Consider the following 14,192-nt stretch of genomic DNA (forward strand, 5'->3'; position numbering starts at 1 on the left):
ACCCTGAGGCTGCGTGTACGTGGCCACCGGAAACTGGAGAGGCAAATGAGCGTCAACAACCCGCAAACCCGTGAATGGCAGAACCTGAGCGGCGAGCACCACCTTGCACCCTTTTCTGACTACAAGCAGTTGAAGGAAAAGGGGCCGCGCATCATTACCAAGGCGCAGGGTGTGCATTTGTGGGACAGCGAGGGCAACAAGATCCTCGATGGCATGGCCGGCCTGTGGTGCGTGGCAGTCGGCTATGGTCGGGAAGAACTGGTGCAGGCGGCCGAGAAGCAGATGCGCGAGCTGCCGTACTACAACCTGTTCTTCCAGACCGCTCACCCGCCAGCACTGGAACTGGCCAAGGCGATCACCGATGTGGCGCCCGAGGGCATGACCCATGTGTTCTTCACCGGCTCCGGCTCCGAGGGCAACGACACCGTGCTGCGCATGGTGCGCCACTACTGGGCGCTGAAGGGCAAGCCGCACAAGCAGACCATCATCGGCCGTATCAACGGCTACCATGGCTCCACGTTCGCCGGTGCTTGCCTGGGCGGTATGAGTGGCATGCACGAGCAGGGCGGCCTGCCGATCCCTGGCATCGTGCATATCCCGCAGCCGTACTGGTTCGGTGAAGGTGGCGACATGACTCCGGATGAATTCGGTGTCTGGGCTGCTGAGCAGTTGGAAAAGAAAATCCTCGAAGTCGGCGAAGACAATGTTGCCGCCTTCATCGCCGAGCCGATCCAGGGCGCCGGCGGCGTGATCATCCCGCCTGAGACCTACTGGCCGAAGGTGAAGGAGATCCTTGCCAAGTACGACATCCTGTTTGTTGCCGACGAAGTCATCTGTGGTTTCGGCCGTACCGGCGAGTGGTTCGGCTCTGACTACTACGACCTCAAACCCGACCTGATGACCATCGCCAAAGGCCTGACCTCCGGTTACATCCCCATGGGCGGTGTGATCGTGCGTGACAAAGTGGCCAAGGTGATCAGCGAAGGCGGTGACTTCAACCACGGCTTTACCTATTCGGGCCACCCGGTAGCGGCTGCAGTGGGCCTGGAAAACCTGCGGATTCTGCGCGACGAAAAAATTGTCGAGAATGCGCGCACCGAAGCGGCACCGTATTTGCAAAAGCGTTTGCGTGAGCTGCAGGACCACCCGCTGGTGGGTGAAGTACGCGGCCTGGGCATGCTTGGCGCGATCGAGCTGGTCAAGGACAAAGCCACCCGCAGCCGTTACGAGGGCAAGGGCGTGGGCATGATCTGCCGTAACTTCTGCTTTGAAAACGGCCTGATCATGCGGGCGGTGGGGGACACCATGATCATCGCGCCGCCGCTGGTCATCAGCCATGCGCAGATCGACGAACTGGTGGAAAAGGCGCGCAAATGCCTCGATCTGACCCTGGAGGCGATCAACTGATCACCTGCTAGGCTAGCGATGTGACATTAAGTCGTTACAAGGCTCTGCTTACCTTGAAACAGAGCCTTGTAACTTGCCAGACTAGCGACTGTTTCAGTCGCCGCGCGCTCTGCACCGTGGGTCCTGGCTGCTGAACGGAAGGCTAAATAAAAATTCTGGAGCATTACGCATGAAGAATATGGGCAAGACGTTGCTGGCCGCAGCCCTGATGGGTGCCATGGCTACTGCTGCACAGGCTGACGACAAGGTGTTGAACGTATACAACTGGTCGGATTACATCGCGCCGGAGACCATCGCCAAGTTCGAGAAGCAGACCGGTATCAAGGTCAAGTACGACGTCTTCGACAGCAACGAAACCCTCGAAGCCAAGCTGCTGGCAGGCAAGTCGGGCTACGACATCGTGGTGCCGTCCAACAACTTCCTGGCCAAGCAGATCAAGGCCGGTGTGTACGAGGAACTGGACCGTTCCAAGCTGCCGAACTGGAAGAACCTCGACCCGGACCTGCTCAAAGCCGTTGGCGATGCCAGCGACAAGGACAACAAGCACGCCTTCCCGTACATGTGGGGCTCCATCGGCATCGGCTACAACCCGGAGAAGGTCAAGGCCGCGCTGGGCGTCGACCACATCGACTCGTGGGACGCCGTGTTCAAGCCTGAGAACATCGCCAAGCTCAAGAGCTGCGGCGTGAGCTTCCTGGATGCCCCGACCGAGATGATCCCGGCCGCGCTGCACTACCTGGGCCTGCCGAGCAACAGCACCAAGAAAGAAGACCTGAAGGCCGCCGAGGACCTGTTCCTCAAGATCCGTCCTTCGATCACCTACTTCCACTCGTCCAAGTACATTGGCGACATGGCCAACGGCAACATCTGCGTGGCCGTCGGTTACTCGGGTGACCTGGAGCAGTCCAAGGCTCGTGCCCACGAAGCCGGCGACAAGGTCAAAGTGGACTACGTCATTCCGAAAGAAGGTGCCGGTACCTTCTATGACATGGTCGCCATCCCCAAGGATGCCGAGCATAAAGACGCCGCCTACCAGTTCATGAACTTCCTGATGCAGCCGGAAATCATGGCCGAGATCACCAACGCCGTGCGCTTCCCGAACGGCAACCAGGCTGCCACTGCGCTGGTGGACAAAGACATCAGCGGTGACCCGAGCATCTACCCGCCTGCCGAAGTGAAGAAGCAGCTGTACGCGATCGCCGCGCCAGACGCCTCGATCAATCGTGTGATCACCCGCAGCTGGACCAAGATCAAGTCGGGCAAATAACCCCGATGCGGCACCTCTGGGCCGGTGTTTTCCGGCCCAGAGCCAGTGAAAGGCAATTGATGATTGCGGCATCGAAGCTGCGAAGGTAAGTTGCGCGCCGGTTTTGCGTGTGCGGCAGCATTGTCGCTATCCAGGCACTGATTGTAAGGAGCACCCACTTGTCTATTTCTGTAATCCGCAAGGCCCTGATGGCTGGTGCGGGCCTGACGCTGGCATGCAGCGTCCAAGCGGCGCCTACGGTGCACTTCTACAACTGGTCCGACTACATCGGCCCGACCACACTCGTGGACTTCGAGAAAGCCACGGGCATCAAGCCCGTGCAGGACGTGTTCGACTCCAACGAAACCCTGGAAGGCAAGCTGCTGGCCGGTAATACCGGCTATGACGTGGTCGTGCCGTCCAACCATTTCCTCGGCAAGCAGATCAAGGCGGGCGCCTTCCAGAAGCTCGACAAGAACCTGCTGCCCAATTATTCCAACCTCGACCCGGCGTTGATGAAGCGCCTGGAAAAGAACGATCCGGGCAACCTGTACGCCGTGCCTTACCTCTGGGGTACCAACGGCATCGGTTACAACGTCGACAAGGTGAAGGCCGCGCTGGGCGTGGACACCATCGACTCCTGGGCCGTGCTGTTCGAACCCGAGAACATGAAGAAGCTCTCCAAGTGCGGCGTGGCCTTCCTCGACTCGGCGGACGAAATGCTGCCAGCGGTGCTCAACTACATGGGCCTGAACCCCAACAGTGCCGACCCTGAGGATTACAAGAAGGCCGAAGCCAAGCTGTTGGCTGTGCGCCCGTACGTGACCTATTTCCACTCCTCGAAGTACATCACCGACCTGGCCAACGGCGACATCTGCGTCGCGGCAGGCTTCTCGGGTGACATCTTCCAGGCCAAGGCCCGCGCTGAAGAAGCGAAAAAGGGCGTGAACCTGGCCTACGCCATTCCCAAGGAAGGCGGCAACCTCTGGTTCGACGTACTGGCGATCCCCAAGGACGCCAAGAACGTCAAAGAGGCGCATGCCTTCATCAACTATTTGCTGAAGCCTGAGGTTATCGCCCAGGTCAGTGATTACGTCGGTTACGCCAACCCGAACCCCAAGGCTGGCGACCTGATGGACCAGGCCGTGAGGACTGACGCTGCGGTTTACCCACCGCAGGAAGTGCTGGACAAGATGTTCGTGAACTCAGAGTTGCCACCCAAGGTGCAACGGCTGATGACCCGTAGCTGGACCAAGGTCAAGTCGGGCAAGTAACAAATCCAGACCCGCAGCGCACCTGTAGACCAGGCCGCGCGGGCACAAAAATCTTGTTGGGAGTTTCACTCATGGCAGTTGCCTCCGGTGCCTATAAAAAAGCCCTCGAGGGTGGCCAGCAACCCAAGCAGGTGCTGGTCAAAATCGACCGGGTCACGAAGAAGTTCGACGAAACCATAGCCGTGGACGATGTGTCCCTGGAAATCCGCAAGGGCGAGATCTTCGCCCTGCTGGGCGGCTCCGGTTCGGGCAAATCGACCTTGTTGCGCATGCTGGCCGGCTTCGAGCGCCCTACCGAAGGGCGGATTTTCCTCGATGGCGTCGACATCACCGACATGCCGCCCTACGAGCGGCCGATCAACATGATGTTCCAGTCCTACGCGCTGTTCCCGCACATGACCGTGGCGCAGAACATCGCGTTCGGCCTGCAGCAGGACAAGATGCCCAAGGCCGACATCGAGGCCCGGGTGGCCGAGATGCTCAAGCTGGTGCACATGACCCAGTACGCCAAGCGCAAGCCGCACCAGCTGTCGGGCGGCCAACGCCAACGTGTGGCCCTGGCCCGCTCGCTGGCCAAGCGCCCCAAGGTGCTGCTGCTCGACGAGCCGATGGGTGCACTGGACAAGAAGCTGCGTTCGCAGATGCAGCTGGAACTGGTGGAAATCATCGAGCGCGTGGGCGTGACCTGCGTGATGGTGACCCACGACCAGGAAGAGGCCATGACCATGGCCCAGCGCATCGCCATCATGCATTTGGGCTGGATCGCCCAGATCGGTTCGCCGGTGGACATCTACGAGACCCCCACCAGCCGCCTGGTGTGCGAGTTCATCGGCAACGTCAACCTGTTCGAAGGTGAAGTGGTCGACGACGCCGAAGGCCACGCGATCATTGCCAGCCCGGAACTGGAGCGCAAGATCTACGTCGGCCACGGCATCACCACCTCGGTGGAAGACAAGCACATCACCTACGCGTTGCGTCCGGAGAAGATGCTGGTGACTACCCAGCAGCCGACTTGCGAGCACAACTGGTCGCGCGGCAAGGTGCACGACATCGCCTACCTGGGTGGCCACTCGGTGTTCTACGTGGAGCTGCCGAGCGGCAAGGTCGTCCAGTCGTTTGTCGCCAACGCCGAGCGCCAGGGCACCCGCCCTACCTGGGGCGATGAAGTGTACGTGTGGTGGGAAGACGACAGCGGCGTGGTACTGCGGTCATGAAACTGCGCAAGCTCAAACGAGCCTTCCAGCGCCTGACCCCGAAGGGGCGGCATGTGGTGATCGGCGTGCCGTTCATCTGGCTGTTCCTGTTCTTCATGCTGCCTTTCTTCATCGTGTTGAAGATCAGCTTCGCCGAAGCCGACGTGGCGATCCCGCCGTATACCGAGATCTACAGCTACGTCGAAGACAAGATCCAGCTGGTGCTCAACCTGGCCAACTACGGCCTGTTGACCGAGGATGAGCTGTACCTGTCTGCCTACCTGGGCTCGCTGAAGATGGCGTTCATCAGCACCGTGTTGTGCCTGCTGATCGGCTTCCCGATGGCCTACGCCATTGCCAACGCCAAGAAAGAGACCCAGACGGTTTTGCTGTTGCTGATCATGATGCCGACCTGGACCGCGATCCTGATCCGCGTCTACGCCTGGATGGGCATCCTCAGCAACAACGGCCTGCTCAATGGCTTCCTGTTGTGGACCGGTTTGATCGATCAGCCGCTGCAGATTCTCAACACCAACCTGGCGGTGTACATCGGCGTGGTCTATTCGTACCTGCCGTTCATGATTTTGCCGCTGTTCGCTAACCTGGTTAAGCACGACCAGAGCCTGCTTGAGGCGTCATCGGACCTGGGTTCCAGCACCTTCAACAGCTTCTGGAAAATCACCGTGCCGCTGTCGAAGAACGGCATCATCGCCGGCTGCATGCTGGTGTTCATTCCGGTAGTGGGCGAGTTCGTGATTCCTGAACTGCTTGGCGGCCCGGAAACGCTGATGATCGGTAAGGTGCTGTGGCAAGAGTTCTTCAACAACCGTGACTGGCCGGTAGCCTCTGCGCTTGCGGTGGTGATGCTGGCGATCCTGATCGTGCCGATCCTGCTGTTCAACCGCAGCCAGGCTAAAGAAATGGAGGGCCGCGCATGAAACGCTTCAGTTTCTCCAAGCTGATGCTGGTGCTCGGCTTGCTGTTCATCTACCTGCCGATGCTGATCCTGGTGATCTACTCGTTCAACGCCTCCAAGCTGGTGACAGTGTGGGGCGGCTGGTCGATCAAGTGGTACGTCGGTTTGCTCGACAACACCCAGCTGATGGGTTCGGTGATGCGCTCGCTGGAAATTGCCTGCTACACGGCGGTGGCGGCGGTGGCATTGGGTACCCTGGCAGCCTTCGTGCTGACCCGGGTCACCCGCTTCAAGGGCCGCACGCTGTTCGGTGGCCTGGTCACCGCGCCGCTGGTAATGCCTGAGGTGATCACCGGTCTGTCGCTGTTGCTGCTGTTCGTGGCCATGGCGCAGATGATCGGCTGGCCGCAGGAGCGCGGCATCGTCACCATCTGGATCGCCCACACCACGTTCTGCGCGGCATATGTGGCGGTGGTAGTGTCGGCGCGGTTGCGTGAACTGGACCTGTCGATCGAAGAAGCGGCGATGGACCTGGGTGCCAAGCCTTGGAAGGTGTTCTTCCTGATCACCATCCCGATGATCGCGCCGTCGCTGGCGGCGGGCGGCATGATGTCGTTCGCGCTGTCGCTGGATGACCTGGTATTGGCCAGCTTCGTGTCCGGCCCGGGTTCGACCACCTTGCCGATGGAAGTATTCTCGGCGGTGCGGTTGGGCGTGAAGCCTGAGATCAACGCCGTGGCCAGCTTGATCCTGCTGTCGGTGTCGCTGGTGACCTTCTTTGTCTGGTTCTTCAGCCGCCGTGCCGAAGAGAACCGCCGCCGGGCGATTCAGCAGGCCATCGAAGAAGGGGCTGCAGCCAATGCTTCGCAGCCGCAGGTGAAGCGCCCTACTCAAGTGGCCGCTTCGGCTTGACCTTGCGGGCACCCCACAGGGCTTCGGCTTTGTGGGGTGTCTGGTCATTTAGTCTCCATGGGCCAGTCTTGCGATAGTGGATGGGCCTCTATGTGCCTGTCACAACATCTTCGGTGCCTGTGAGATCGAGCGCCGCCCGCGCGGCGCTTCGCGGGGCAAGCCCGCTCCCACATCTGTTTCGGTCCAATAATTCCTGAAGCATTGGCGCTCGCCCCCTTGTTTGTACGACGCGGTATCGAGCAATGCACCACAGGGTACGCGCGCCAATGTCACAGGCATAACTGGCCAGAAATAGATGTGGGAGCGGGCTTGCCCCGCGAAGCGCCGCGCGGGCGGCGCTCGATCTCACAAGCGCTGAAAATCTCATGGCATGCGCCTGGACGCCATAACACCCTCCTACCCTTGTCCCCATCAGTGCTGTTTATCCAACCCTGAACTACGCTCACAGTCGCATCCCACGAATCATTTGCGCGCAAGCAAGGAGCCTGCATGACGTTGATACGTCCGCTGTTGGTCGTTTGCCTGGGGCTGGTGTCCCTGCTGTCGGGCTGTAGCAAAGAGGAAACCATCGAGCAGCTGCCCCGGGTAGGGGTGTTGCAGGTGGCGCCTACCGATTTCGCCGCCAGGGTGACCCTGACTGGCGATGTACAGGCGCGGGTCCAGACCGACCTGTCGTTTCGCGTAGGTGGCAAGATCATTTCCCGCAGCGTCGATGTGGGTGACCATGTCAAAGCCAACCAGGTGCTGGCACGGCTCGACCCGAAAGACCTGCAGAACAATGTGGACTCCGCCAAGGCCGAAGTCTTCGCCGCCCAGGCCCGCGTGACGCAGACCGCGGCCGCCTTTGTGCGGCAACAAAAGCTGCTGCCCAAGGGCTACACCAGCCAGAGCGAATACGACTCGGCCGAAGCGTCGCTGCGCAGCAACCAGAGCGCGCTCAAGGCCGCTCAGGCGCAACTGGCCAACGCCAAGGAGCAGCTCAGCTACACCGCCCTGGTTTCCGAGGCTGACGGCGTCATCACCGCGCGCCAGGCCGAAGTCGGCCAGGTGGTGCAGGCGACCATGCCGATCTTCAGCCTGGCCAGCGATGGTGACCGCGACGCGGTGTTCAATGTCTACGAATCGCTGCTGGTGGCGCCGCCAAGCGATGCCGGTGTCATTGTCAGCCTGTTGGACGACCCGAAAATCCAGGCCCAGGGCTTTGTGCGTGAAATCACCCCGACCGTTTCTGCACAGAGCGGTACGGTGCAAGTGAAGGTGGGGCTACGCAATGTACCCCCAGGGATGCAACTGGGTGCACCCGTCACCGCCACCACCAATGCCCAGGGCCGGCCCAGCATCGAACTGCCATGGTCGGCACTGACCAAGGCCCTGCACGCACCCGCTGTGTGGGTGGTGGGCGAGGGCGACAAGGTGGAACTGCGCAAGGTCGAAGTCAGTCGTTATCTCACCGGCAAGATCGTCGTCGCCAGCGGCCTGAAAGGCGGCGAAACCGTAGTGGTCAACGGTGGGCAACTGCTGCACCCGGGCATGCAGGTAGAAAAAATAGATGCCAAGACCGCAGGGGGGCAGCTATGAAACGCGCGCTGTTGATGCTCTCTGCCGGGCTGTTGCTGGCCGCCTGCAGTAGCGAGGAAGAAACCCCCGAGCCGATCCGGCCAGTGTTGTCGGTAAAGGTCGAACCCCAGGTGCAATCGCAGCTCGGGCGTTTTGCCGGCAGTATCCAGGCGCGCTTCGAGAGCACCTTGGGCTTCCGTGTTTCGGGGCGTATCGCCCGGCGTTGGCTGGATGTAGGTGCGCAGGTGAAACCCGGTGACACCCTGGCCACGCTTGACCCGACCGACCAACAGAACCAGCTGCGCGCCGCCGAAGGCGACCTGGCCAAAGTCCAGGCGCAGTGGATCAACGCCCAGGCTGACGCCCGCCGGCAGCAGCAGCTGTACGACCGCGGCGTCGGCGCCCAGGCGCAACTGGACATTGCCCAGACCAACCTGAAAACCACGGGCGCGGCGCTGGAGCAGGCGCGCTCTGCGCTGAGCCAGGCCCGCGACCAGCTCGACTACAGCACCTTGCGTACCGATCATGCGGCGGTGATTACCGCGTGGCAGGCCGAAGCCGGGCAAACCGTTACCGCTGGCCAGGCCGTGGTGACGCTGGCCCGCCCGGACGTCAAGGAAGCCGTGATCGACCTGCCCATCGGCCTTGCCGAGCAACTGGGCAAGGGCCTGACCTTCACGGTCGCCTCGCAGCTCGACCCGACCATCAACAGCACCGCCACCCTGCGCGAGCTGGAGCCGCAGGCCGACGCCACCACGCGTACGCGCCGTGCCCGCCTGACGCTGACCAGCACCCCGGCGGCGTTCCACCTGGGCACCGCGATCAGCGTCACCTTGAGCTCCGAAGTCACGCCACGCAGCGAGCTACCCTTGAGTGCCTTGCTTGAGCGTGACGGCAAAACCCAGGTGTGGGTGATCGACACGCAACAGAAAACCGTGGCCACCCGTGACGTGGCCCTGATCGACCGCACCGCTGACAGTATCGTCCTGGCCTCCGGTGTACAGCCCGGTGAGCGGGTGGTGACCGCGGGCGTGAACAGCCTCAAGCCTGGCCAGAAGGTCGCCTTCGAAGAGGATGCGCAATGAAAGGAAGCTTCAACCTCTCTGAATGGGCGCTCAAGCACCAGTCTTTTGTCTGGTACCTGATGTTCGTCGGTCTGCTGATGGGCATCTTTTCCTACTACAACCTGGGCCGTGAGGAAGACCCGTCGTTCACCATCAAGACCATGGTGATACAGACCCGCTGGCCCGGCGCGACCCAAGACGAAACCCTGTATCAGGTCACCGACCGTATCGAGAAGAAGCTCGAAGAGCTCGATTCGCTCGACTACACCAAAAGCTACACCCGCCCCGGTGAATCCACGGTCTATGTGTACCTGCGCGACACCACCAAGGCCAAGGACATCCCGGATATCTGGTACCAGGTGCGCAAGAAGATCCAGGACATCCGTGGCCAGTTCCCTTCTGGTATTCAAGGCCCTGCGTTCAACGACGAATTTGGCGATGTGTTCGGTTCGATCTACGCCTTCACCTCCGACGGCCTGACCCTGCGCCAGTTGCGCGATTATGTGGAGCAGGCGCGGGCCGAGGTACGCGAGGTGCCCAACATCGGCAAGATCGAGCTGGTGGGCACACAGGATGAAGTGCTTTACCTGAATTTTTCCACGCGCAAACTGGCGGCCCTGGGCATCGACCAGCGTCAGGTGATGCAGGCGTTGCAATCGCAGAACGCTGTGACCCCCGCCGGGGTAATCGAAGCAGGCCCAGAACGTATTTCGGTGCGTACAACCGGGCAGTTCGCTTCGGAAAAAGACTTGCAGAGCGTCAACCTGAAGATCAACGACCGCTTCTTCCGCCTGGCCGACATCGCCGACATCGAACGTGGCTACGTCGACCCGCCTTCGCCAATGTTCCGCTACAACGGCCAGACCGCCATCGGCCTGGCGATCGGCATGAAAGCGGGCGGCAACATTCAGGTGTTTGGGGCCGAGTTGAAGAAGAAAATGGACAGCGTGATCGCCGACTTGCCGGTGGGCGTCGGCGTGCGCACCGTGTCCGACCAGGCCGTGGTGGTGAAGCAGGCCGTGGGCGGTTTCACCAGCGCGCTATTCGAGGCCGTGGTGATTGTTCTTGGGGTCAGCTTTATCAGCCTCGGGGTGCGTGCAGGCTTGGTAGTGGCCTGCTCGATTCCGTTGGTGCTGGCGATGGTATTCGTATTCATGGAGTACAGCGGCATCACCATGCAGCGGATCTCGCTGGGTGCGCTGATCATCGCCCTTGGCCTGCTGGTGGACGACGCGATGATCACCGTGGAGGTGATGGTGACGCGGCTGGAAATGGGCGAGAGCAAGGAGCAGGCGGCCACGTTCGCCTACACCTCCACGGCGTTCCCCATGCTGACAGGTACGCTGGTGACGGTTGCAGGCTTCGTGCCGATCGGGCTCAACGCCAGCTCTGCAGGGGAGTACACCTACACGCTGTTCGCGGTGATCGCTGTCGCCTTGATTGTGTCATGGGTGGTCGCGGTGTTTTTCGCGCCGGTACTCGGCGTGCATATTCTCAACAGCAAGGTGAAGGCCCACGAGGCTGAGGCGGGGAGAGTCGGCAGAGCCTTCGAGGGTGGGCTGTTGTGGTGCATGCGCAACCGCTGGCTGGCGATCATCGGCACCATCCTGTTATTCGCCTTGTCGCTGTTCTGCATGCGTTTCGTGCAGAACCAGTTTTTCCCGTCATCGGACCGGCCGGAGATCCTGGTTGACCTGAACCTGCCGCAGAATGCCTCCATCGAAGAAACCCGCAAGGTGGTTGACCGCCTGGAAGCGAAAATCAAGGACGACCCGGACCTGGTGCACTGGAGCACCTACATCGGCCAAGGCGCCATTCGCTTCTACCTGCCGCTGGACCAGCAGCTGCAAAACCCTTATTACGCCCAGCTGGTCATCGTCAGCAAAGGCTTCGAAGAGCGCCAGGGCATGATCGAGCGCTTGCAGAAGCTGCTGCGGGAGGACTTCGTGGGCATCGGCACCAACGTTCAGTCGCTGGAGATGGGGCCTCCGGTAGGGCGCCCGATCCAGTACCGGGTCAGCGGCAAGGACATCGACCAGGTACGCAAGCACGCCATCGACCTGGCAACGCTGCTGGATGAGAACGAGCACATTGGCGAAATGATTTTCGACTGGAACGAGCCCGGCAAGGTGCTTCGGATCGAGATCGCTCAGGACAAGGCCCGGCAGCTGGGGCTTTCGTCAGAGGATGTGGCCAACGTGATGAACAGCATCGTCACCGGTGTGCCGATCACCCAGGTCAACGACAACATCTACCTGGTCAACGTGGTGGCGCGCGCCGAGGACAGCGAGCGCGGCTCGCCCGACACCTTGCAGAACCTGCAGATCGTCACCCCCAGTGGCACATCGATCCCGTTGCTGGCCTTTGCCACTGTACGCTACGAACTGGAGCAACCGCTGGTATGGCGGCGTGACCGCAAGCCGACCATCACCATCAAGGCATCGGTCACTGGCGAAATCCAGCCAACCGACCTGGTGGCACAGCTGAAGCCGAACATAGACGCGTTCGCCAGCAAGCTGCCTGTCGGCTATGAGGTGCAGACCGGGGGTACGGTGGAAGAAAGCGGCAAGGCCCAAGGCCCGATTGCGGCGGTCATTCCGCTGATGCTGTTCCTGATGGCGACCTTCCTGATGATCCAGCTGCACAGCGTGCAGAAGCTGTTCCTGGTGGTCAGCGTGGCACCGCTGGGGCTGATCGGCGTAGTGCTGGCGCTGGTGCCCACGGGCACGCCGATGGGCTTTGTGGCGATCCTCGGCATCCTGGCGCTGGCGGGCATCATCATTCGCAACTCGGTGATCCTGGTGACCCAGATCGACGAGTTCGAGGCCCAGGGCTTCTCGCCCTGGGACGCCGTGGTGGAGGCCACCAACCACCGGCGGCGGCCGATTCTGCTGACTGCAGCTGCGGCGAGCCTGGGCATGATCCCGATTGCCCGTGAGGTGTTCTGGGGGCCGATGGCCTACGCCATGATTGGCGGGATCATTGTGGCGACCTTGCTGACGCTGCTGTTCCTGCCGGCTTTGTATGTGGCCTGGTACAAAATCCGCGAGCCTGAAAGCTCTACCAAAACCCAACACTGAACCCTGTGGGAGCGGGCGTGCCCGCGAATGCGATGGTGAATTCACTGCCGCATTCGCGGGCACGCCCGCTCCCACAGAGGCATGTTGTCGCCTTCAAAATCGTCTTTAAATTTTGGTTATATAAACATTCTTAAACAGTATTTTTAAGAATAACCCCGCATCACTATTATTGCCCTCAAGCCAGGCGCAAATCCCCTTCAAACCTCTGCCCGGCACCTCACTCCAAGGAGAACGAGCATGAGTGCATCTCTGCGTAGCATCGACGGTCAGGACGAAGCCACCATTCTGCGTGAAATCCAGAGCGCCCTGCGCGACCTGCGTTTCGGTGCGGTGGAGATCACTGTGCACAACGCTCAGGTCGTACAGATCGAGCGCAAGGAGAAGTTCCGCCTGCAACAGCCTGGCAACAAGCCCGGCTGATCTGCGCCCCAACCTCCAAAACTAGAAAAATGCCAATCGGGAGCTTCACCATGTCCATCCGCCGTTATGCGCTCGCCGCCCTGGCCAGTGCTGTTTTTGCCGGTTCCGCCATCGCCAAGGACTACGAACTGCTGAACGTGTCCTACGACCCGACCCGTGAGCTGTACCAACAGTACAACGCCGAATTCATCAAGCACTGGCAGCAGTCCCACCCGGATGACAAGGTGAAGATCCAGCAATCCCACGGTGGCTCGGGCAAGCAGGGCCGTGCGGTGATCGACGGCCTGCGCGCCGACGTGGTGACCCTGGCCCTGGCCGGCGACATCGATGAAATCGCCAAGCTCGGCAAGACCCTGCCGGACAACTGGCAGACCCGCCTGCCGGACGCCAGCACCCCGTACACCTCGACCATCGTGTTCCTGGTGCGCAAGGGCAACCCGAAAGGCATCAAGGACTGGGGCGACCTGATCAAGAAAGACGTGTCGGTCATCACCCCTAACCCGAAAACCTCCGGCGGCGCCCGCTGGAACTTCCTGGCAGCCTGGGCCTATGGCCTGAAGACCGGCGGTAGCGAAGACAAGGCCAAGGCCTACGTACAGGAGCTGTTCAAGCACGTACCGGTGCTGGATACCGGCGCCCGTGGCTCGACCATCACCTTCGTCAACAACGGCCAGGGCGACGTACTGCTGGCCTGGGAAAACGAAGCCTTCCTGGCACTGAAAGAAGACGGTGGCGCTGACAAGTTCGACATCGTCGTGCCGTCGCTGTCGATCCTGGCCGAACCGCCAGTGGCGGTGGTGGACAAGAACGCCGAGAAGAAGGGCAATACCGAAATTGCCACTGAATACCTCAAGCACCTGTACAGCCCGGCCGGGCAGAAGATTGCCGCCGAGAACTTCTACCGCCCGCGTGACGCGAAGGTGGCTGCAGAATTTGACAAGCAATTCCCGAAACTGGACCTGGTGACTATCGACAAGGACTTTGGTGGCTGGAAGACTGCACAACCGAAATTCTTCAATGACGGCGGTGTGTTCGACCAGATTTACCAGGCACAGTAATTTCAGCCGTGCCCGGCTAGGAGCAACACCCTTTAGTAGCCTGCACCGGCCCGGGATCGATCCCG

At 60.9% G+C, this 14,192-nt stretch carries 11 protein-coding genes; all 11 read left to right on the plus strand.

The genetic code is table 11. The features are described from left to right. Positions 1-45 precede the first annotated feature (45 nt). The 11 genes from P0Y58_03290 (at position 46) to P0Y58_03340 (ending at position 14,127) form a co-directional block, all read left to right on the plus strand. Positions 46-1,407, plus strand: a complete 1,362-nt coding sequence (locus P0Y58_03290) for an aspartate aminotransferase family protein (protein ID WEK31230.1) — start codon at positions 46-48, stop codon at positions 1,405-1,407. 169 nt (positions 1,408-1,576) lie between these two features. Then, positions 1,577-2,674, plus strand: a complete 1,098-nt coding sequence (locus P0Y58_03295) for a polyamine ABC transporter substrate-binding protein (GenBank protein ID WEK31231.1) — start codon at positions 1,577-1,579, stop codon at positions 2,672-2,674. Positions 2,675-2,832: 158 nt separating this feature from the next. Beyond that, a complete protein-coding gene (locus tag P0Y58_03300; GenBank protein ID WEK31232.1) occupies positions 2,833-3,927 on the plus strand; it encodes a polyamine ABC transporter substrate-binding protein in 1,095 nt (364 codons plus the stop codon). 71 nt (positions 3,928-3,998) lie between these two features. Beyond that, complete coding sequence (potA, locus tag P0Y58_03305) at positions 3,999-5,141, plus strand: polyamine ABC transporter ATP-binding protein (GenBank protein ID WEK31233.1); 1,143 nt, start codon at positions 3,999-4,001, stop codon at positions 5,139-5,141. Further along, positions 5,138-6,058 (plus strand): ABC transporter permease subunit, encoded by a 921-nt coding sequence (locus tag P0Y58_03310; protein WEK31234.1) that lies wholly within the window; start codon positions 5,138-5,140, stop codon positions 6,056-6,058. Before potA ends, P0Y58_03310 begins: the two co-directional genes overlap by 4 nt. After that, positions 6,055-6,948 (plus strand): ABC transporter permease subunit, encoded by an 894-nt coding sequence (locus tag P0Y58_03315; GenBank protein WEK31235.1) that lies wholly within the window; start codon positions 6,055-6,057, stop codon positions 6,946-6,948. The genes P0Y58_03310 and P0Y58_03315 overlap by 4 nt, the downstream gene beginning before the upstream one ends. A 489-nt stretch (positions 6,949-7,437) precedes the next feature. Then, positions 7,438-8,526, plus strand: coding sequence for an efflux RND transporter periplasmic adaptor subunit (locus P0Y58_03320; protein ID WEK31236.1), 1,089 nt, complete (start codon positions 7,438-7,440; stop codon positions 8,524-8,526). Then, positions 8,523-9,590 (plus strand): efflux RND transporter periplasmic adaptor subunit, encoded by a 1,068-nt coding sequence (locus P0Y58_03325; GenBank protein ID WEK31237.1) that lies wholly within the window; start codon positions 8,523-8,525, stop codon positions 9,588-9,590. Before P0Y58_03320 ends, P0Y58_03325 begins: the two co-directional genes overlap by 4 nt. Continuing rightward, positions 9,587-12,649, plus strand: a complete 3,063-nt coding sequence (locus tag P0Y58_03330) for an efflux RND transporter permease subunit (GenBank protein WEK31238.1) — start codon at positions 9,587-9,589, stop codon at positions 12,647-12,649. Before P0Y58_03325 ends, P0Y58_03330 begins: the two co-directional genes overlap by 4 nt. 237 nt (positions 12,650-12,886) lie before the next feature. Continuing rightward, on the plus strand, positions 12,887-13,069 hold the full coding sequence (oscA, locus tag P0Y58_03335; GenBank protein ID WEK31239.1) for a sulfur starvation response protein OscA: 183 nt from the start codon (positions 12,887-12,889) through the stop codon (positions 13,067-13,069). Between the two features lie 50 nt (positions 13,070-13,119). Next, complete coding sequence (locus P0Y58_03340) at positions 13,120-14,127, plus strand: sulfate ABC transporter substrate-binding protein (protein WEK31240.1); 1,008 nt, start codon at positions 13,120-13,122, stop codon at positions 14,125-14,127. Positions 14,128-14,192: the final 65 nt, after the last annotated feature.

The sequence above is a fragment of the Candidatus Pseudomonas phytovorans genome, assembly GCA_029202525.1.
Lineage (GTDB): Bacteria > Pseudomonadota > Gammaproteobacteria > Pseudomonadales > Pseudomonadaceae > Aquipseudomonas > Aquipseudomonas phytovorans.

Bases quoted from the DNA above. Each gene is read 5' to 3' on its own strand.
- P0Y58_03315 (WEK31235.1), top strand. From the start codon at position 6,055: ATGAAACGCTTCAGTTTCTCCAAGCTGATGCTGGTGCTCGGCTTGCTG.
- P0Y58_03330 (WEK31238.1), top strand. From the start codon at position 9,587: ATGAAAGGAAGCTTCAACCTCTCTGAATGGGCGCTCAAGCACCAGTCT.
- P0Y58_03320 (WEK31236.1), top strand. From the start codon at position 7,438: ATGACGTTGATACGTCCGCTGTTGGTCGTTTGCCTGGGGCTGGTGTCC.
- P0Y58_03325 (WEK31237.1), top strand. From the start codon at position 8,523: ATGAAACGCGCGCTGTTGATGCTCTCTGCCGGGCTGTTGCTGGCCGCC.
- oscA (WEK31239.1), top strand. From the start codon at position 12,887: ATGAGTGCATCTCTGCGTAGCATCGACGGTCAGGACGAAGCCACCATT.
- P0Y58_03310 (WEK31234.1), top strand. From the start codon at position 5,138: ATGAAACTGCGCAAGCTCAAACGAGCCTTCCAGCGCCTGACCCCGAAG.
- potA (WEK31233.1), top strand. From the start codon at position 3,999: ATGGCAGTTGCCTCCGGTGCCTATAAAAAAGCCCTCGAGGGTGGCCAG.
- P0Y58_03340 (WEK31240.1), top strand. From the start codon at position 13,120: ATGTCCATCCGCCGTTATGCGCTCGCCGCCCTGGCCAGTGCTGTTTTT.
- P0Y58_03290 (WEK31230.1), top strand. From the start codon at position 46: ATGAGCGTCAACAACCCGCAAACCCGTGAATGGCAGAACCTGAGCGGC.
- P0Y58_03295 (WEK31231.1), top strand. From the start codon at position 1,577: ATGAAGAATATGGGCAAGACGTTGCTGGCCGCAGCCCTGATGGGTGCC.